Source organism: Agrococcus sp. AC640b (assembly GCF_979255995.1).
In genome coordinates, this window is the sequence record NZ_CEEDMM010000020.1 from 145,001 (window position 1) to 164,163 (window position 19,163).

Below are 19,163 nucleotides of genomic sequence, written 5' to 3' on the forward strand. Positions count from 1 at the left end.
CCGCTGGTCTACGGCGCGTGGAGCGCCTGCTGCGCGGGCACGAGGCCGTCGCGCAGCACCTGCTCGACCGCGTCGGCCGCCGTGTCGACCATGAACGGCAGCTCCTGCTGCTCGGTGCCGCCGAAGCGCTTCAGCACGAAGTCGGCAGGGTCCTGCCTGCCTGGCGGGCGCCCGATGCCGATGCGCACGCGGATGAAGTCCGCGCCACGGGCTGCGATGACGTCGCGCAGGCCGTTGTGGCCACCCGCACCGCCGCCGCGCTTGAGGCGCACGGTGCCGAAGGGCAGGTCGAGCTCGTCGTGCACGACGACGACCTGCTCGATGGGCACGGAGTAGTAGTCCATGAGCGATGCGACGGGCCCGCCGGATCGGTTCATGTACGTCTCGGGAAAGGCGAAGACGACCTTCGGCCCGCCCACGATGCGACGCTCGCCCACGCTCGCGGCGGCCTTGCGGTGCCGGGAGCGCGTGACGCCCGCCCGCGAGCACAGCTCGTCGAGCACGTCGACGCCGACGTTGTGACGGGTGCGCTGGTAGTCGGGCCCGGGGTTGCCGAGCCCGACCACCAGCCACGCGTCGGTCATGCGCTGCGAGGAGCCGTGCGACTACTCGTCGTCGTCGCTGGACTCGTCGGCGCCCTCGGTGCCCTCGGCGTCCTCGACGGTCTCGTCGCCCTCTGCGGCGACGGCGTCCTCGTCCTCGAGCACGGGGGCCGGCGGCACGGAGATGCCGACGACGAGCGTCTCGGGGTCGGTCACGAGCGCCGCGCCCTTCGGCAGCGTCACCTCGGAGGCGAGCACCTGCGCACCCTCCTCGAGGTCCTCGATCGACACGACGACGCTCTCGGGGATGTGCAGCGCCTCGACCTCGAGCAGCAGGGTCGTGTTCTCGAGGTTGTGGATCGTGCCGGGAGCGCTCTCGCCCTCGACGTGCACGGGCACGTCGACCTGGACCTTCTCGCCGCGGCGCACGACGATGAGGTCGAGGTGCTCGAGCGCGGGGATGCCCTGGAGGACCGGGTTGCGCTGGATGTCCTTCACGAGCGCCAGCTGCGACTCGCCCTCGATCTGCAGGTCGAGCACGGCGTTCGCCTTGCGCACGAGGAGGAAGACCGAGTGGCCGTCGAGCGTCAGGTGACGCGGCTCGGTGCCGTGGCCGTAGAGGACCGCGGGGATCTTGCCGGCGGCGCGGAGGCGGCGGGCCGCTCCCTTGCCGAACTCGGATCGGATCTCGGTGGTGAGCGTGTTGTCGTCGCTGCTCATGGTGATGCTCCCTGTCAGGGCCGGATGGGCCCGGGTGGTCGTCTGGTCTCGACACGCACGCGGGAGGGAGCCTGAGGCTCGCCACCGCGTCGATCACGGGCGCGTCGCGCCCCTCGCCGAGGTCTCGACCGTCGACACTACCAGGCCTCGCACTCCGGGCGTGTCGCGGTCGAGCGGTCGAGCGCGCGGCGGCGGCGACTCGGGCGCTCAGGCGGCGAAGGTCTGCTCGATCGAGCGTGCCGGCCTGCCGGTGACGGCCTCGACGTCGGGCGAGACGGTCGCGAGGGATCCGTCGGCGATGGCCGTGTACGTCGACACCCAGGCGTCGAGCTGCCACTGCTCGGCGCCCCACTGCTCGCGGCGCCACGCGTAGGCCTCCTCGATCGTCTCGTCCTCGTACCGCAGCGGCCGACCGGTCGCGGCGCTCGCGCGGGCGACGACCTCCGCGATCGTGGGCGCGTCCGGGCCCGTGAGCGTGTACGTGCGCCCCGCGTGCGATGCGGGCTCGCGGAGCACGGCGGCTGCGACGTCGGCGACGTCGAGCTGCGAGACCGGCGCGAGCCTGCCGTCGCCCGCCGGGCCGCGCACGACGCCATCGGCGTCGGCGAAGCGCACGAGCGCCTCCTGGTAGAGGCCGTCGCGCAGGAACGTCCAGCGCATGCCCGAGGCACGCAGCGCCTCCTCGGCGGCGGCGTGGTCGCGGCCGAGCGTGAAGGTCGCGTCGCGGGCTGCACCCTGGAACGACGTGTAGACGACGTGCCCGACGCCGGCGGCGGCCGCCGCGGCGATGGCGCTCGCGTGCTCGTCGCGGCGCGTCGGCGACTCCGAGCCCGACACGAGCAGCAGCGTGTCGACGCCTGCGAACGCGGCGCGGCACGCGTCGCCGTCTGCGTACGTCGCCACGCGCGCCGCGAAGCCCGCCGGCGCTCGGGCGGCATCGCGCACGACGACGACCGGGTCGAGGTCCGCGAGCCGTGCGAGCACGAGGCCTCCGAGCGTGCCGGTGACGCCCGTGAGGGCGAGGGGGCTGCGGGGGTGGGTCATGTCGCCATCCTCTCCCCCGGCACGCCGCCTAGCCCAGCACCCCGCCGAGCATGTAGATCACGAGCGACAGGACGAAGCCGAGCACGGCCATGAGGCCCTGCAGCAGCGTCCACGTCGACAGGGTCTGCTTCATGTCCATGCCGAAGAAGCGGCTCACGAGCCAGAACCCGGAGTCGTTGACGTGGCTGAAGCCGACCGAGCCCGCGGCGGTCGCGAGCACGATCGCGGCGACCTCCACCGCGTTGTAGTCGCCCGCCGCGACGACGCCCGTCATGAGCGATGCCGCCGTCGTGAGCGCGACGGTCGCCGAGCCCTGCGCGAGGCGCACGATCTGGGCGATGAGGAAGGCGGCGACGATCGTGGGCAGACCGATGCCGTTCAGCGACTCCGCCACGGCGTCGCCGATGCCGGTCGCGCGCAGCACGCCGCCGAACATGCCGCCTGCGCCCGTGACGAGCACGACGGAGCAGATGGGGCCGAGCGCCGAGTCGGAGATCCTCTCGATGAGGGATCCCGACTTGCCCATGCCCCAGCCGAGCACGAACATCGACACCAAGACCGTGATGAGCAGCGCGACGGGCGTCTCGCCGAGCGATCGCAGGATCGCGACCCACGGCTCCGCCTTGAAGGCGTCGGGGTCGGGCTGGAACGACGCGGCCATGTTGAGGCCCGTGTTCAGCAGGATGAGCACGAGCGGCAGCACCAGCAGCGCGACGATGCGCCCGACCGACGGGTTCGAGCGGAACGCCTCGGCGTCGTCGTCGCCCTTGCCCGAGAGGATCGTGGGCACCGGGATGTCGAACCGACGCCCGATGCGGGAGCCCACGAGGTTGCCGGCGACGTACCAGACCGGCAGCGCCACGACGAGGCCGAGGACGAGCACGAGGCCGACGTCGGCACCGTAGATGGCGGAGGCGGAGACGGGGCCGGGGTGCGGCGGCACGAAGATGTGCATCGCGGAGAAGGCGATCGCGGCGGGGAAGGCGATCGAGAGGAACGACCCTCCGACGCGGCGCGAGACGGCGTAGATGATGGGCATCATCACGACGAGGCCTGCGTCGAAGAAGATGGGGAAGCCCATGAGCAGGCTCGCCATCGACAGCGCGAAGCCGGCGCGCTGCTCGCCGAAGCGCGCGATCATCGCGTCCGAGAGCACCTTCGCGCCACCGGATGCCTCGATCATGCGGCCGAGCATCGCGCCGAGCGCGACGAGCAGCATCACGCTCCCGAGCGTGGAGTTGAACCCGAACCCGAGCGCCTCGACGAGCCGCGAGAACGGGATGCCCGCTGCGATGGCCGTGAGGATGCTCGTGAGCATGAGGGCGAGGAAGGCGTGCACCTTGAACGCCATGATGAGCACGAGGAGCAGCGCGACGGCACCCGTCGCCAGCAGCAGGAGCCCTCCCGTGCCGAGGTCCCACTGCAGCACCAGATCTTCCATGACGTCCTCGTCTCGTTCGCGGTGTCGGTGTCGGGCCGGGCGGTCGCTACGCGCTGCGCGAGCGGCGCTGCAGCAGTCGTTGGAGCTCGTCGACGATCTGCTCGGGCGTGCGATGGATGTCGACCCGCACGCCAGCCTCCCATGCCGCGAGCGGCTCGAGCGTCTCGAGCTGGCTCTGCAGCAGCGTCGTGGGCATGTACTCGTGGTCGCGGCCCGCGAGCCGCTGCTCGAGCAGGTCCTGCTCGCCTGCGAGGTGCACGAACAGCAGGTCGGGCACGTTCGAGCGCAGCAGCTCGCGGTACCAGCGCTTCAGCGCCGAGCACGCGACGATCACGATGCGCCCCGCCTCGCGCTCCTGCGCGATGCGCTCGCCGATGACCTTGAGCCACGGCACGCGGTCCTCGTCGGTGAGCGGCGTGCCGCCCGCCATCTTCAGCTTGTTCGCGGCCGGGTGCAGGTCGTCGCCATCGATGAACGCGACGTTGAGCCGTGCGGCGAGCGCCGCGCCGATCGTCGACTTCCCCGTCCCCTGCGCGCCCATCATGATCATCGGCGGATACGTGACCGGCATCGCTCAGCCCCTCGTGTCGTCGGCATCGTCGGCGGCGCCGAAGCGCAGCAGCACCTTCGACGATACCGATGCGTCGCTCGCGATCCCCAGCGCCTCGAGGGCGTCGGCTGCGTCGAGCACGTGCGTCACGACCGGTGCGACGTGCAGCGACCCGTCGGCGAGGGCGACGACGACGTCGTCGATCTCGTCGCGGAAGCGGAACGAGCCCACGAGGCGCAGCTCGCGCGTGATGGCCGCCGCGATGGGCACCGCGACCTCGCCGGAGCGCTGCAGGCCGAGCATGACGACGGTGCCGCCTCGGCGTGCGGAGCGGATGGCCGTGGCGAGCCCTGGCAGCGTGCCGGAGGACTCGACGACGACGTCGGCCTCGACCGCCGCGAGCGCGTCGGCGTCGCGCGCGTCGATCGTGCGGTGCGCGCCGACCTCGCGGGCGACGCGCATCGGCAGCTCGTGGAGGTCGCTCGCCACGATCTCGGAGGCGCCGTGGTGGCGCAGCACGGCGACGGCGAGGGCTCCGATGGGGCCGGAGCCGATCACGAGCGCGCGCTGGCCGCGCACGTCGCCCGCCTGGCCGACGCCGTGCCATGCGACGGCGGCGGGCTCGGCGAGCGCCGCCCTGCGCAGGTCGAGCCCCGCCGGGAGCGCGCGCAGCATGCGCGACGGCAGGGCGACGCTCGTGGCGAAGGCGCCGTCCTGGTGCGGCTGGCGCGCCGCCGACCCGAGGTAGCTCTCGGGGGTCGCGGGATGCACCGTCACCGGCGTGCCCGCCGCGGGCCCCGAGCCGTCGGCGGCGGCGACGGCCACGACGCCGGAGACCTCATGGCCGAGCACCATGGGCTCCCGCAGGATCGACTCGCCTGCTGCGCCGTGGCTCCAGTAGTGCAGGTCGGAGCCGCAGATGCCGCCGTAGGCGATCGCGACGACGGCCTCGTCGGCCGCGGGCTGCGGGGTGGGCACGGGCTCGACGCGCACGTCGTGCGCCGCGTGGGCGACGACGGCGATGGATGCGTGGGTCACGGCGATGCTCCTGGAGTCGTGGATCGGTCGGGGCGGGTCGGCGGCGCCGCTCAGCGCAGCGGGGTCGTGAGGGTCATCGGGCCGATGCCGATCTCGACCACGTCGCCTGCGCGGGCGGGCGCGTTCGAGAACGGCGCACCCGTCATGACGACGTCGCCGGGACCGAGCGGCATCCAGTGCGCGACGTAGGCCACGGCCTCCGCGATCGACACGGGCAGCGCGTCGCTGGAGGTGTCGACGACGAGCTCGCCCGCCACGTGCATCGTCATGGGCACGTCGCCGATCGGGCCCGTCTCGATCCATGGCCCCAGCGGCGTGTAGCCGATGCCGCCCTTCGCCTCGAAGTTGCGCTGGTCGACCGCGCTGCGCTCGGGTTGCGACACGTCGTTCACGGCCGTGTAGCCGAGCACGTGCTGCATGATGCGCGAGGCGGGCACCTGGTAGGTGGGTGCGCCGATGACGATCGCCACCTCCGCCTCGACGACCGTGCCGCCCGCGTCGCGCCGCAGGGGCACGTCGGCGCCGCTCGGCACGACGGTGCGCGGCGACTTGAGCCATGCCTGCACGGGCAGGGGGTGGTCGTTCTGCCCGCGGTTCTGCGCGATGCCGGCGACGACGAGCGGCTCGCACGGCGCGAGCAGCACGGGGTCCGCGAGGGCCTCCCCCTCGACGGCGGGGTCGTCGCCGGTCGCGAACGCCGCGAACGGGTCGGCGATGGGATGCCAGGCGCCTGCGCCCTCGCCGGCACCCTCGTCGCCTGCGGCGACCCAGCCGATCCAGGTCGCGACGCCGTCGACGTCGGCGCGCGCGACGCGCATCAGACGACCGCCGTCATGCCGCCGTCGACGTGCAGCGTCTGCCCGTTGACGAACGCGGACGCGTCGGAGGCGAGGAAGACCGCGGCGCCGACGAGGTCGCGCACGTCGCCCCACCTGCCCGCTGGCGTGCGACCGCGCACCCACGCCGAGAACTGCTCGTCGGCGACGAGCGCAGCGGTGAGCTCGGTCGCGAAGTAGCCGGGGGCGATCGCGTTCGCCGTGATGCCGTGGGGCGCGAGGTCGGCGCACAGGCCCTTCGTGAGCATGACGATCGCGCCCTTCGTCGCCGAGTACGGCGCGATCGAGGGCCGCGCGAGCTGCGACTGCACCGATCCGATCGACACGATGCGTCCCGAGCCGCGCGCGATCATGCCGCGCGCGACGCGTCGCGACAGCAGGAACGCGCTCGTGAGGTTCGTGGCGAGCAGGTCGTGCCAGTCCTCGTCGGTGAACTCGGCGATCGCGCCTCGCCGCTGGATGCCCGCGTTGTTCACGAGCACGTCTGGGGTGCCGAGCTCATCCTCGAGCGCGCCGATGCCAGCGTCGACCGCGGCCGCGTCGGTGACGTCGAACGTCGACACGTGCGTCGCAGACCCGGTCGCCGCGGCGATCTCGCCCGCGGCTCGCTCGGCCTTCGCGCGGTCGCGGCCGTGCACGACGACCGTGGCGCCCGCGCCCGCGAGCCCCTCGGCGAGCGCGCGTCCGATGCCCTGGCTCGAGCCCGTCACGAGCGCGACGCGCCCCGTGAGGTCGAAGGCGGCGAGCCCGGCCGGTCGTGCGGAGTCGATGTCGGTCATGTGCGTGCCTCCGTGATGATGATGCCCGTGTGCTCCTCCTCGGTCGAGATGCGCACGGCATCCTCGGTGCGGAGGAGATCCCTGCCTCGAGTCTCGGGCACGAGGAAGGTCGCCGCGGTCGTGATGGCCGCGATGACGGCGACGTAGAGCCCCATGACCTGCCACGTGCCGTCGGTGAGCGTGAGCAGCCAGACGCCGAGCACACCGGCGAGGCCGCCAGCGAGCACCGCGGAGAGCTCGCGCGCCATCGCGACGCCGAGGTAGCGGTGCCGGTTGCCGAAGAGCTCGGGCAGCATGGCGCACTGCGGGCCCAGCATGGAGTTGACGGCGACGCCGATGCCGATCGCGATGACCGCGACGGCGAGCCAGCCGATGCCGAGCGACAGCGCGTACCAGGCGGGGAAGGCGTACGCCAGCATGAAGACGGCACCGAAGCGGTAGATCGCCTTGCGTCCGAAGCGGTCGGAGAGGTGACCGGACAGCGGCACGGAGAAGATGCCGATGAGCGAGCCGAGCGTGACGCCCCATGTGGCGACGCCGCGGTCGATGGGGCTCGCGATGAACGCGCCTGCACCTGCGGTCGCGACGAAGGCGAGCGTCACGTTCTGGAAGATGTACGACCCGCCGTTCTCCGCCATGCGCAGGCCGATGCCGGTGACGACGCCTGGCAGGCCGCGCGTGAAGATCTCGCGCAGCGGCCGCTCGGCGACCTGGTCGTGCTTCTCGAGCTCGACGAACGTGGGCGTCTCGCGCAGGCGAAGGCGGATGAAGAGGGCGACGAGGATGAGCACGAACGACGCGAGGAACGGCACGCGCCAGCCCCAGGAGAGCAGCTGGTCCTCCGGCAGCAGCGCGATGCCCGAGAAGACGAGCGCTGCGAGCAGCGTGCCGGCCTGGATGCCCACGAACGGCAGCGCCGAGAAGAAGCCGCGGCGCTGCACGGGGGCGTACTCGGCCATGAGCACCGTCGCGCCCGCCTGCTCGGCGCCGGCGCCGAAGCCCTGCAGGACGCGCATGAGCACGAGCAGCATGGGGGCGAGGATGCCGACCTGCTCGTACGTGGGCAGCAGGCCGATGGCGGTGGAGGCGCCGCCCATGAGCACGATCGTGACGACGAGCACCCACTTGCGGCCGAGGCGGTCGCCGAGCACGCCGAAGACGAGGCCGCCGATGGGACGGGCGACGAAGCCGACGCCGTAGATGGCGAAGGCGCCGACGAGGCCGATGGCGGGGTCGGACTGGTCGAAGAACAGCACGTTGAACACGAGTGCCGTCATGAGGCCGTAGAGCGCGAAGTCGAAGTACTCGAGTGCGCTGCCGACGCTGGATGCGAGCGTCGCCCTGCGCAGGTTGGCGGCGTACTCGGGGTCGTCGCTGGGGCGTGCGTTCGGGTTCGCCTGGACGTCGGTCACGGTCTCTCCTTCGAGCTGCGCTCGCGTCGTCGCGTGCGCTCGTGCAGGTCACGGTAGCAGCGTGTTGAACTGCGTTCAACCAGTTGAACGCATGACGGGTCCGTTCACGCGCGGGGATCGCGCCCGAGGGGATTCGTGAGCGCCACCGCGGCGTCCTGCAGCGCCGCACCGACCGCGGCGACGTGCTCGGCCGTCGCCACCTCGGCTGGCAGGGCGACGCCGATCGCGAGCGCGGGATCGCTCGGCGTCCAGGCGGGCAGCGGCACGGCCACGCCGACGATGCCGTCGAACGACTGCCCCTCGTCGAGCGCGAAGCCGCGCGTGCGCGTCTGCGCGAGGCGCTCGAGCACGGCGCCCGGATCGCCCGCCGAGCGAGCCGTGAGCCTCGGCGCCGGGTGCGCAGCCAGCAGCGCTCGCACCTCGTCGTCGTCGAGCGCCGACAGCAGCGCGTTGCCGGCGGCCGCGAGCGCCGCGTGCAGCCGCGATCCGATCGGCGTGCCGATGCGCCCGTGCGCGCGACCCTCGTGCCTGGCGAGGTACAGCGCATCCGCATCCGCGAGCATCGCGATCTGCACGACCTCACGGCGCAGGATCGGGGAGGCCTCGCAGACGGCGAAGAGCTCGCGCACCTGGTTGAACTGGAACGCGTACGCCGCACCGAGCTCCGCCGAGCGTCTGCCGAGGCGGAAGCCGAGCGGCACGCGCTCGACCATGCCGCCCGCCTCGAGCGCGAGGCACAGGTTCGACGCCGACGACTTCGCGATGCCGAGCGCCTTCGCGACCTCCGTGAGCGTCATGGGCCCGTCGGCATCGGCGAGCAGGCCGAGGATGCCGATGCCGCGCGTGACCGCGGGGGCCGGATCGCGCTGGTCGGCGCCGTTCGCGCCCGCCTGCGGCAGCTCGTGCCCTGCCATCAGTAGAACTCGACCGTGTCGACGACGTTGCGCAGCGGCTCGCCGTCGAGCAGCCTGCGCGCGTTGTCGGCGAAGAGCGCGACGATGCGGGCAGGCTCCTGCTCGTGCAGCGCAGCCGTGTGCGGGCTCAGCAGCACGCGCTCGTGGCTCCACAGCGGGCTCTGGGCAGGCAGCGGCTCGACGGCGGTGACGTCGAGCGCCGCGTAGCCGATGCGGCCGTCGTCGAGCGCGCGCAGCAGCGCATCCTCGTCGACGACCGTGCCACGGCCGACGTTGACGAGGATCGTGCCCTGGCGCGCGTCGGCGAGCACCGCGTCGTCGACGAGGCGCTCGGTGAGGGCCGTGCCCGGCAGGGTCAGCACGACGGCGTCGACGTGCGCGATGGCGGTCGCGAGCTCGTCGGCGGGCACGAGGCGGTCGACGTTGGCGACGGGCTGCCCTGTGCGCGTCGTGCCCCACACCGTGGCGCCGAGCGCCGAGAGCCTCGCGGCGACCTGCTGCCCGATGCCGCCGAGGCCGACGACGAGCACGGTCATGTCCTCCACGTGCCGCATGGCCCAGCCGTCGTCCCAGCTGCGCTCGCGCCGCTGCCGCTCGAGGCGGGGCACGTCCTTCGCGCCCGCGAGCACGCCGAGCACGGCCCACTCGGCCAGCGGCGCGCCGTGCACGCCCGCGCTCGTCGTGAACGTCACGCGCTCGAGGGTCTCGGCGTCGAGGCCCGCGGCCTTCACCTGGCCGCCGCCGCCCGCCGCCATCGTGTGCACCCAGCGGATGCGGCTCGATGCGCCGAGGATGCGGGCGAGCGTCGCGGGCGAGTCGGGGATGCCGAAGAGCGCGTCGGCATCGGCGTGCATGGCCTCCCACGCCTCCTGGTCGCTCGCGCTGCGCTGCGGCCAGCGCGGACGCGCCCACTCGGCGATCGAGGCTGCTGGCGGCGCGAGGCGCACGTCGCGGACGACGTCGATGCGCGGCTCGAGCTCGGTGAGGCGCTTGCACAGCGCGTCCGGCAGTCCGGTGGCGATCGCGACTCGCAGTCGTGCCATGGCCCATCTCCTTCGATCGGTGTCGGCAGCAGCCTAGCCGCCGATCCAGCAGGCTGGACCTGGTTCGACGGTGTGGACAGGCGCTAGCCTGACGCCATGAGCCAGCACGACGCCGTGATCGGCGTGATCGGGCTCGGCGCGATGGGGCGACCCATGGCCGAGCATCTCCTCCGCGCCCACGGCGCCCTGCACATCGCAGGGCGCACGCGCAGGCACGAGGACCTCGAGGCGCTCGGCGCCGTCTGGGCCGACACGCCTCGCGACCTCGCCGCCCGTACCGACGTCGTGCTCTCGATGCTGCCCGACCTCCCCCAGCTCGAGGCTGCGCTCGACGGGCCCGACGGCCTGCTCGCGGCCGAGCGCCCCCTGCTGCTGCTCATCGGCTCCACGTCGTCGTCCACGCAGGTGCGTGCGCTCGCCGAGCGGCTCGCCGCCGAGACCGACGGCCGCGTGCGCGTCGTCGACTGCCCCGTCTCCGGCGGCGTCGACGGTGCGAGCGCCGGCACGCTCTCGATCATGCTCGGCGGCACGGAGGCCGACGCCGCCGAGGCCTCCGCCGTGCTCGCGCCCTGCGGCACGCCCGTGCACCTCGGCCCCCTCGGCGCCGGCCAGGTCGCGAAGGCCGCCAACCAGCTCGTCGTCGGTGCGACGATGCTCGCGATCGCCGAGGCGACGGTGCTCGCCGAGCGCTCCGGCATCGACGTCGACCGCCTGTGGACCCTGCTGCAGGGCGGCTACGCGGGGTCGAACCTGCTGCGCTCGAACCACCGCAGGCTCGTCGAGGAGGACTACGCGCCGGGTGGCCTCGCCAGGTACATGGTGAAGGACCTCGGCTTCGCGACCGACGTCGCCGACGCGACGAGCACGAACGCGACGCTGCTGCCCGCGCTGCGCGCCGCGTACGTCGAGCTCGTCGACGCGGGCCTCGGCGACGACGACCTGTCGGTCGCGCGCCGCTTCGTCGCCGAGCGCTGAGCGGCCCGAGGTCCCCTCACCCGAGGGCGCGCAGGCGCGGCCCCAGCTCGTCGGCGAAGAACGCCATGAACGCGTCCGAGTCCTCGCTCGCATCCATGAGCGCGATGTGGTCGAACCCCGCCTCGACGTACGGCGTCACGACCTCGACGTGCCGTTCGACGTCGGGGCCGCACGCGAACGCCGACTCCATGTCCTCGACGCGGATCGACTGGGTGGCCTGGTCGAACGCCGCGGGATCCGGCAGCTCGGCGAGCACCTTCCACCCCAGGGCGCCGAACCGGAAGCGCCGGTGGGCGGCCTCGGCCCCGGCGCGCGCGTCGGGCGCGAAGGCCGTCGGCGCCTCGGCGTAGCGCGGCCCGCTGCCGCCCGCGGCCGTCCACGCCTCCACGAGCGACGCCTCGGGGTCCGTGGAGAAGATGCCGTCGCCGAGCTCTGCGGCGAGCGAGGCGGCCTGCGGCCCGCCCGCTGCCACGACGATCTCGGGCAGACGCTCCGGCAGGTCGTAGACGCGTGCGTCCTCGAGCCGCAGGTGCTCGCCACGATACGAGCGCGTGCCGCCCGACCACAGCAGCCGGATGATCTCGAGCGCCTCCCGCAGCCGTGCGTGGCGGTCGCCCACCTCCGGCCACCCCTGCCCCACGATCCGCTCGCTCAGCCGTTCGCCCGCGCCGACGCCGAGCGTGAAGCGGCCGTCGGAGAGGATCTGCAGCGTCGCCGCGGCCTGGGCGACGATCGCCGGGTGGTAGCGGATCGACGGGCACGTGACGCCCGTGGCGATGCGCAGCGACTCCGTCTTCGCCGCGATCGTCGCGAGCACCGCCCACGCGAACGACGAATGCGCATGCTCGGGCAGCCACGGGTGGAAGTGGTCGCTGATCTCGACGAAGTCGAATCCAGCGCGCTCGGCCTCGACGGCTCGGCGCACGAGCTCCTTCGGGCCGACGTCCTCTGCGAAGAGCTTGTATCCGATCTGCATGCCGCCACGGTGGCAGCGCCTGCGAGTGCGCGCGAGCGGGTGGACGCAGGCGCTCCCGCTCGCTACGCGGGGCGCGTCGCCGTGCGCACGCGGTAGACGCTCGTCGTCGCCGCGATCCACAGCCAGCCGTCGTCGCCGAACGTCACGTTCGCGACCGTCTCGGGCACCGGCACGAACGCGACGCGCTCGCCGTCCGGGGCGAAGACGTGCACGCCGTCGCCGCTCGACGACCACACGCGGCCGTCGACGTCGATCGCGACGCCATCCGGCGTGCCACCCTCGACGCGCACGAGACGACGACCGTCGACGGCGCGCGCCTCGGCGCCGGCGCCCTCGACCCGGTAGGCGCGGATCGTCGCGACCTCGTCGGTCACGTCGGCGTCGGCCGACTCGGTGACGTAGAGGGTCGCGTGGTCGGGGCTGAAGGCGATGCCGTTCGGCTTCGCCATGTCGGTCACGACCGGATGGATGCCGTCCGCCTCGCTCCACCGGAACACGAAGCAGCCGCCGTACTCCCGCTCGCCGGCGTGTCCCTCCTTCGGCTGCTCGATGCCGTACGGCGGATCCGTGAACCAGATCGAGCCGTCGGGATGCTCGACGAGGTCGTTCGGCGAGTTGAGGCGGTGCTCACCGAAGCGGTCGACGAGCACCGTCACCTCGCCGTCGCGCTCGAGCTCGACCGCTCGCCGGCCATGCGAGCACTGCACGACGCCGCCGCGCGAGTGGATGCGCGCGTTCGTGAACTCCACGCCCGTGCGGTGCACGCGCATCGCGCCCGCCTCGTCGACCTCGAGGATGCGGTCGCCGTGGATGTCCGACCATCGCAGCACGCGCGTCTCGGGCATCCACAGCGGTCCCTCGCTCCATCCTGCGCCGGTCGCCATGCGCTCGACGGCGGCGTCGGGGGCAAGGAGCCCGATGGGGTCGTGCACGGCTGCGTCGGACTGCGTCGTCATGCCTCGATGCAAGCAGAGCCGCGTGGCGGCTGCCAGGGCCTGCGCGCCGCATGCGCGACCGCATAGCCTGGGAGCGACCCGCAGTGTGTCGAGGAACTGGAGCCGCATGCCCACCGCCAACATCGCCGTCGTCGGACTCGCCGTCATGGGCTCGAACCTCGCGAGGAACCTCGCCAGCCGCGAAGGCAACACCGTCGCCGTCTACAACCGCACGACGGCGAAGACGGATGCGCTCATCGAGGCGCACCCCGAGGCCGGCTTCGTGAAGGCCGAGTCGTACGAGGAGCTCGCGGCGAGCCTGCAGACGCCGCGTGCCGCGATCATCATGGTCAAGGCCGGCCGCCCCACCGACGCCGTCATCGACGAGCTCGTGCGCGTGTTCGAGCCCGGCGACATCATCGTCGACGGCGGCAACGCCCTCTTCACCGACACGATCGCGCGCGAGGCGAAGGTGCGCGAGACCGGCATCCACTTCGTCGGCTGCGGCATCTCCGGCGGCGAGGAGGGCGCGCTCAACGGCCCCTCGCTCATGCCGGGCGGCACGAAGGAGTCGTACGCGACGCTCGGCCCGATCCTCGAGCGCATCGCCGCCGTCGCAGAGGGCGAGGCGTGCGTGACGCACGTCGGCGCCGACGGCGCCGGCCACTTCGTGAAGATGATCCACAACGGCATCGAGTACGCCGACATGCAGCTCATCGCCGAGGCCTACGACCTCATCCGCCACGCCACCGGCAAGAGCCCGGCCGAGATCGCCGACATCTTCACCGAGTGGAACGAGGGCGAGCTCGAGTCGTACCTCATCGAGATCACCGCCGAGGTGCTGCGCCAGGTGGATGCGAAGACGGGCCAGCCGCTCGTCGACGTCATCCTCGACGCCGCCGGCGCGAAGGGCACCGGCGCGTGGACGGTGCAGACCGCACTCGACCTCGGCGTGCCCGTCTCGGGCATCGCCGAGGCCGTCTTCGCCCGCTCGCTGTCGTCGAAGCCGCAGCAGCGCGCCGCGGGCGCCGCGCTGCCCGGGCCGACGTCGCCATGGTCGGTGCAGGACCCCGACGCGTTCGTCGAGGACGTGCGCCTCGCGCTCTACGCGTCGAAGGTCATCGCGTACTCGCAGGGCTTCGACGCGATCGTGCAGGGCGCGATCGACCACGACTGGCAGATCGACAAGGGCGAGGTCGCGAAGATCTGGCGTGGCGGCTGCATCATCCGCGCTCGCTTCCTCAACCGCATCACCGAGGCGTACGCGGCCGACCCGGGCCTCGTCGCCCTCGTCACGGCACCGTTCTTCAGCGACGTCATGGCAGCCGCGCAGGACTCGTGGCGTCGCATCGTCGCCGGCGCGGCGCAGTCGGGCATCCCCGTGCCCGCGTTCGCGTCGTCGCTCGCGTACTACGACGGCCTGCGCGCACCGCGCCTGCCCGCAGCGCTCGTGCAGGGCCAGCGCGACTTCTTCGGCGCGCACACGTACAAGCGCATCGACGCCGAGGGCACCTTCCACACCCTGTGGTCGGGCGACCGCTCGGAGATCGAGGCCGAGGACACGCACTGAGCGCCTGACGCTCGAGACGACGAACGGCGCGTCGCCCCTCGCGGGCGGCGCGCCGTTCGTCGTCGCGGGCGCGTGGCACGATCGAGGCATGAGCGCCTTCCACGCCGACGCATCCGACCTCGCGGAGCCCGACAAGGAGGTGCTCACGTGGCAGGGGTTCGGGGATGCCGGCCGCGAGCTCGCCACGACGATCGCCGCCGACGGCTACGAGCCCGAGATCGTCATCGCCATCGCACGCGGCGGCCTGCTGCCCGCCGGGCACCTCGCGTACGCGCTCGGTCTCAAGCTCGCCGACGCCATCAACGTGGAGTTCTACACCGACGTGCACGAGACGCTGCCCGACCCCGTGCTGCTCGCGCCCCTGCTCGACGGCGACGCCATCCACGGTCGCAGGCTGCTCGTCGTCGACGACGTGGCCGACTCGGGCCGCACGCTCGCGCTCGTGCTCGACCTGCTGCGCGGCATGGGCGCCGAGGCGCGCTCGGCCGTGCTCTACGCGAAGCCGACGTCGGTCGTCGACCCCGACTTCGTGTGGCGCCGCACCGACCGGTGGATCGTGTTCCCCTGGTCGGCGCAGCCGCCCGTCACCGCCGCGCCCGCCCTCTAGCGCCGGCGCGGGTCGTCGGGTGCGATGACGTCGATCGGATGCGTGAACGACTCGCGCCGCGCATCCGCCTCCGCGTCACCCGTGAACAGCCCTGGCGGCGTCGCGACGGGGCCCGTCGACTCCCGCGTCCGCGCCGCGCCCGTCGCGCGCGGTGCCCCCGCGTCGCCCATCTGCACGCGCTGCACGGGCAGCGCCTCCGGATGCTCGGTGCGCAGCCACGTCACGAGCCGCTCCCGCACCCCGTGCCGCAGATCCGCGAGCGTCGGCCCGTCCTCCGCCGTCACGAGCACCCGCACGCGCACGAATCCGCCGACCGCATCGGTGATCTGCAGCACCTGCACCCGCTCGTCCCAGATGGGGGTGTCGGCGAGGATCCGCTCGAGCTCGACCCGCATGGCATCGACGGGCACGCGCCAGTCGAGGTCGAGCTCGATCGAGCCCATGACCTCGCTCGACGTGCGCGTCCAGTTCTGGAACGGCGTCGTCGTGAAGTACGTCGAGGGCAGCACGAGCCTGCGCTCGTCCCAGACGCGCACGACGATGTACGTCAGCGTGATCTCCTCGATCGTGCCCCACTCGTCCTCGACGACGACGACGTCGTCGACGCGGATCGCGTCGGAGCCCACGAGCTGGATGCCCGCGAACACGTTGCCGAGCACCGACTGCGCCGCGAGGCCCGCGACGACGGATGCGACGCCCGCCGACGCCAGCAGGCCCGTGCCCGCCACGCGCGCCCCCTCGAACGTGAACAGCGCCGCGCCGCAGGCGATGACGACGATCACGACGACGAGCACGCGCCGCAGCACCGCCACCTGCGTGTGCACCTTGCGACGATGCCGATCGCCCTGCGTCGCGCCGTAGCGGTCGAGCACCGCGTCGCCCGCGACCCGCAGGATGCGCACCACGAGCCACGCACCCACGCCGATCTGCGCGATGAGCAGGGCGTGCGCGAGCATCGCCCCACCGTCGCCGAGGTCGCGCACGAGCCCGAGCGACGCGATGGCGATCGCGAACGCGATGAGGAAGGCGAGCACGAACACGGGCCAGCGCAGCGGCCTGCGCGCGGCGGCCAGGCGCGTCTTCGATCGCGTGATCGCGGCGACGACGGCGACGAGCACGACGCTCGCGACGATGCCGGCGCCCACGGCGATCGCGAGCGCGATGCCCGCGGTCATGAGCAGGTGGATCGGTTCGGGCACGGTGCTCCTCTCGGTCGGAGCGGGCCACGATACGGCGCGCACCTCTCCATCGCACGTCGCGTCGCCCTCACGCCGCCGGCGCCGCGTCGCCGGCGGCGGCGCGATGCGCCGTGACGCGCCGGGCAGCGCTCAGCCGCGCCTGCGGTACTCGAGCTCGGGGCGCCCGCGCGTGCCGTAGCGGGGACTGCGCTCGGCGACTCCCGAGTCGGCGAGGTGCTCGAGGTAGCGCCGTGCCGTGACGCGCGACAGGCCGAGGTCGCCACCCACCTCGGTCGCCGAGCGAGCGTCGCCGACCGCGAGCAGCGTCGAGACCGCCTCGAGCGTCTCGGCAGACAGCCCCTTCGCGAGGCCGGGCGTGTTCGTGGTGCGCAGCGCCGCGATCGCCCGATCGACCTCCTGCTGCGTGAGGCGCGAGGAGCCCTCGAGCTCGTCGCGGTACGCGCGGTACTGCCGCATCCGCTCGGCGAACACCGCGAAGCCGAAGGGCTTGATGAGGTACTGCACGACCCCGACCGCGACGGCCTCGCGCACGATGTCGAGCTCGCGCACGGCCGTGACGGCGACGACGTCGACGACGAGGCCCGCCGAACGCAGCTCGCGGCACACCTGCAGGCCGTGGCCGTCGGGCAGGTTCATGTCGAGCAGCAGCAGGTCGATGCGCTCCGAGCCCTGCTGCGCCTGCCGCAGCGCACGGATGGCGGCGGTCGCGGAGTGCGCGAGCCCCACCACCTCGAAGCCGTCGCAGCGCCCGACGTAGGCGGCGTGCGCGTCGGCGGTGCCAGGATCGTCCTCGACGACGAGCACGCGGATCACGACGCACCTCGCAGGTGCGCGTCGGCATCGGCTGGTGGCTCGCTCGCGGGCCTGGGCAGCACGACCGTCACGACCGCGCCGAGCTCCTGCCCCAGCTCGATCGTGCCCCCGAGGCGCTCGACGGCCTGGCGCACCAGCGCGAGCCCGAAGCCGCGACCTGCGACGCCGTGCTCCTTCGTCGTCCACCCCTGCTCGAACGCGAGCTCGCGCGCGTCGTCAGGCACGCCGTGGCCCGAGTCCGACACCTGCATCACGATCGCGCCATCGTCATCCGACCCGAGGTAGACGGCCACCCAGCGCTGCCCGAGCTCGCGCGACGTCGCGCCTGTGCGCGCCCTCGCGGTGGCGGCCGCGTCGATGGCGTTGTCGACGAGGTTGCCGAGGATCGTCACGAAGTCGATGGGGTCGACCCAATGCGTGCCGGGATCCAGGCGCGTCTCGAAGTGCAGCTCGACCGCGCGCTCGCGCGCCTGCGCCGTCTTGCCGAGCAGCAGCGCCGCGATGACCGGCTCCTCCCCCGCCCCGACGACCCGATCCGCGAGCCGCTGCTCCAGGTCGCGCTCCGACGCGGCGACCTCGAGCGCACGCTCGGGCTCGCCGAGCGACAGCAGCGAGGCGATCGTGTGCATGCGGTTGCCGAACTCGTGCGTCTGCGCCCGCAGCGCCGTCGCGAGCGTGCGCACGGCGTCGAGCTCGCGCGACACGCGCGACAGCTCGGTGCGGTCGCGGATCGTGAAGATCGTCGCGGCGCCCGTCGCGACCTCGACGCTCTCGCGCTCCACGACGAGCGACCGCGTGCCGACGAGCACGGGCGCGACGGCGTCGTCGGGCTGCTCGAGCACGCCTCGCACCGCTCGAGGCAGGACCGAGACGTCGAGGTCGAGCGGCAGCGCGACGTCGCCGATGCCCAGCAGCGTGCGCGCACGATCGTTCGCGAGGACCACGCGTCGACCCTCGACGAGCACCACGCCGTCGTCGACCGAGTGCAGCACCGCCTCGTGCGCTGCGAACAGGTGCGCGAGCTCCTCGACCCTGCGCCCACCCGTCGCTCGCCGCATGCTGCGCGCGAGCACTCCGGCTGCGAGCGCCGCGACCACGACGGCGCCGACGAGCACGAGCGCGACGACCACGAGACGAGCGACGACCTCGCTCGAGACCTTGCTGATCGCCACGCCGCCCGAGACGAGCCCCACGACCTCGCCCCCGACGACGACGGGGGCGACGGCGCGCGCCGACGGCCCCAGGGTGCCCTCGAACGTCTCGGTGACGATCTCGCCCGCGACGGCGGGCGCGATCGTGCCGAGGAACGGCTCGCCGATCTCGTCGGGGTCGGGATGCGTGTACCGGATGCCCGTGGGATGCATGATCGTGACGTAGTCGAGCCGCGTGCCATCGACGACCTCGATCGCGTACGGCTGCAGCGCCGCGGATGCAACCTCCACCGTCGCGTCCTCGTCGCCGTCGAACGTCGCGAACGCCTCGACGAGCGCTGCCTCGACCGTGGGATCCGACGCGAGCGTCATCACGACGTCGCGGCTCAGCACCGTCGCCTCGTGCTCGGCGTCGGCGCGCGCGTCCAACGCGAGCAGCACGAACGCGACGATCGCGCTCGCCACGAGCATCGCCGTCGACTGCACGAACAGCCGCGTCGCGATGCTCGCGTCGCGCCAGCGTCGACGCATGCGCTCCTCCTCGTCGCGGACCCCGCCCGCTGCGAACACTATGCACGAAACACGGCTTCGCTGCGTGCGAGCCGAGAGGCTCGCATC

At 73.0% G+C, this 19,163-nt stretch carries 19 protein-coding genes; 3 read left to right on the plus strand and 16 right to left on the minus strand.

Annotated elements, in window-relative coordinates; translation table 11 throughout:
- Nucleotides 1–8 precede the first annotated feature (8 nt).
- The 11 genes from pth to ACZ6H8_RS09405 form a co-directional block, all read right to left on the minus strand.
- Nucleotides 9–584, minus strand: a complete 576-nt coding sequence (gene pth, locus ACZ6H8_RS09355) for an aminoacyl-tRNA hydrolase (protein WP_464146499.1) — start codon at nucleotides 582–584, stop codon at nucleotides 9–11.
- A gap of 21 nt (nucleotides 585–605) precedes the next feature.
- Nucleotides 606–1,262, minus strand: coding sequence for a 50S ribosomal protein L25/general stress protein Ctc (locus tag ACZ6H8_RS09360; protein ID WP_464146500.1), 657 nt, complete (start codon nucleotides 1,260–1,262; stop codon nucleotides 606–608).
- A 207-nt stretch (nucleotides 1,263–1,469) separates the two neighbouring features.
- The gene (locus ACZ6H8_RS09365) at nucleotides 1,470–2,306 is read right to left on the minus strand and encodes an SDR family oxidoreductase (RefSeq protein WP_464146501.1); all 837 of its coding nucleotides are present in this window, start codon (nucleotides 2,304–2,306) and stop codon (nucleotides 1,470–1,472) included.
- A gap of 28 nt (nucleotides 2,307–2,334) precedes the next feature.
- Complete coding sequence (locus ACZ6H8_RS09370) at nucleotides 2,335–3,747, minus strand: GntP family permease (RefSeq protein ID WP_464146502.1); 1,413 nt, start codon at nucleotides 3,745–3,747, stop codon at nucleotides 2,335–2,337.
- Between the two features lie 46 nt (nucleotides 3,748–3,793).
- Nucleotides 3,794–4,318 (minus strand): gluconokinase, encoded by a 525-nt coding sequence (locus tag ACZ6H8_RS09375; protein WP_464146504.1) that lies wholly within the window; start codon nucleotides 4,316–4,318, stop codon nucleotides 3,794–3,796.
- Nucleotides 4,319–4,321: 3 nt separating this feature from the next.
- On the minus strand, nucleotides 4,322–5,335 hold the full coding sequence (locus ACZ6H8_RS09380; RefSeq protein WP_464146505.1) for a zinc-binding dehydrogenase: 1,014 nt from the start codon (nucleotides 5,333–5,335) through the stop codon (nucleotides 4,322–4,324).
- A 50-nt stretch (nucleotides 5,336–5,385) separates the two neighbouring features.
- Nucleotides 5,386–6,153, minus strand: a complete 768-nt coding sequence (locus ACZ6H8_RS09385; protein ID WP_464146506.1) for a fumarylacetoacetate hydrolase family protein — start codon at nucleotides 6,151–6,153, stop codon at nucleotides 5,386–5,388.
- Nucleotides 6,153–6,950, minus strand: a complete 798-nt coding sequence (locus ACZ6H8_RS09390) for an SDR family oxidoreductase (RefSeq protein WP_464146508.1) — start codon at nucleotides 6,948–6,950, stop codon at nucleotides 6,153–6,155. The genes ACZ6H8_RS09385 and ACZ6H8_RS09390 overlap by 1 nt, the downstream gene beginning before the upstream one ends.
- Entirely contained in the window at nucleotides 6,947–8,362 is a 1,416-nt protein-coding gene (locus ACZ6H8_RS09395; RefSeq protein ID WP_464146509.1) for an MFS transporter, read from the minus strand. Before ACZ6H8_RS09395 ends, ACZ6H8_RS09390 begins: the two co-directional genes overlap by 4 nt.
- Before the next feature lie 104 nt (nucleotides 8,363–8,466).
- On the minus strand, nucleotides 8,467–9,276 hold the full coding sequence (locus ACZ6H8_RS09400) for an IclR family transcriptional regulator (protein WP_464146510.1): 810 nt from the start codon (nucleotides 9,274–9,276) through the stop codon (nucleotides 8,467–8,469).
- On the minus strand, nucleotides 9,276–10,319 hold the full coding sequence (locus ACZ6H8_RS09405) for a D-2-hydroxyacid dehydrogenase (RefSeq protein ID WP_464146511.1): 1,044 nt from the start codon (nucleotides 10,317–10,319) through the stop codon (nucleotides 9,276–9,278). Before ACZ6H8_RS09405 ends, ACZ6H8_RS09400 begins: the two co-directional genes overlap by 1 nt.
- Nucleotides 10,320–10,415: 96 nt before the next feature.
- Here ACZ6H8_RS09405 and ACZ6H8_RS09410 point away from each other — a divergent pair, with 96 nt between their 5' ends.
- Nucleotides 10,416–11,294 carry an NAD(P)-dependent oxidoreductase gene (locus ACZ6H8_RS09410; RefSeq protein WP_464146512.1) on the plus strand — a complete coding sequence of 293 codons (879 nt, stop codon included), beginning with the start codon at nucleotides 10,416–10,418 and terminating at the stop codon, nucleotides 11,292–11,294.
- Between the two features lie 16 nt (nucleotides 11,295–11,310).
- Here the strand turns inward: ACZ6H8_RS09410 and ACZ6H8_RS09415 are convergent, their stop codons facing one another.
- Nucleotides 11,311–12,270, minus strand: a complete 960-nt coding sequence (locus ACZ6H8_RS09415; RefSeq protein ID WP_464146513.1) for a TIGR03557 family F420-dependent LLM class oxidoreductase — start codon at nucleotides 12,268–12,270, stop codon at nucleotides 11,311–11,313.
- 62 nt (nucleotides 12,271–12,332) lie between these two features.
- Nucleotides 12,333–13,226, minus strand: coding sequence for an SMP-30/gluconolactonase/LRE family protein (locus ACZ6H8_RS09420; RefSeq protein WP_464146515.1), 894 nt, complete (start codon nucleotides 13,224–13,226; stop codon nucleotides 12,333–12,335).
- A 106-nt stretch (nucleotides 13,227–13,332) separates the two neighbouring features.
- On the opposite strand from ACZ6H8_RS09420, the gene gndA reads away from it, so the two are divergent.
- Nucleotides 13,333–14,775, plus strand: coding sequence for an NADP-dependent phosphogluconate dehydrogenase (gndA, locus tag ACZ6H8_RS09425; protein ID WP_464146516.1), 1,443 nt, complete (start codon nucleotides 13,333–13,335; stop codon nucleotides 14,773–14,775).
- An 88-nt stretch (nucleotides 14,776–14,863) separates the two neighbouring features.
- Nucleotides 14,864–15,382: a phosphoribosyltransferase gene (locus ACZ6H8_RS09430; protein WP_464146517.1), complete on the plus strand. Its 519-nt coding sequence runs from the start codon at nucleotides 14,864–14,866 to the stop codon at nucleotides 15,380–15,382.
- On the opposite strand, the gene ACZ6H8_RS09435 is transcribed toward ACZ6H8_RS09430, so the two are convergent.
- The 3 genes from ACZ6H8_RS09435 to ACZ6H8_RS09445 all read right to left on the minus strand — a co-directional run bounded on the left by ACZ6H8_RS09435 (nucleotide 15,379) and on the right by ACZ6H8_RS09445 (nucleotide 19,076).
- Nucleotides 15,379–16,581 (minus strand): mechanosensitive ion channel family protein, encoded by a 1,203-nt coding sequence (locus tag ACZ6H8_RS09435; protein WP_464146518.1) that lies wholly within the window; start codon nucleotides 16,579–16,581, stop codon nucleotides 15,379–15,381. The genes ACZ6H8_RS09430 and ACZ6H8_RS09435 overlap by 4 nt on opposite strands.
- 129 nt (nucleotides 16,582–16,710) lie before the next feature.
- Nucleotides 16,711–17,394 carry a response regulator gene (locus ACZ6H8_RS09440; protein WP_464146519.1) on the minus strand — a complete coding sequence of 228 codons (684 nt, stop codon included), beginning with the start codon at nucleotides 17,392–17,394 and terminating at the stop codon, nucleotides 16,711–16,713.
- On the minus strand, nucleotides 17,391–19,076 hold the full coding sequence (locus ACZ6H8_RS09445) for a sensor histidine kinase (RefSeq protein ID WP_464146520.1): 1,686 nt from the start codon (nucleotides 19,074–19,076) through the stop codon (nucleotides 17,391–17,393). Before ACZ6H8_RS09445 ends, ACZ6H8_RS09440 begins: the two co-directional genes overlap by 4 nt.
- Between the last annotated feature and the right edge of the window lie 87 nt (nucleotides 19,077–19,163).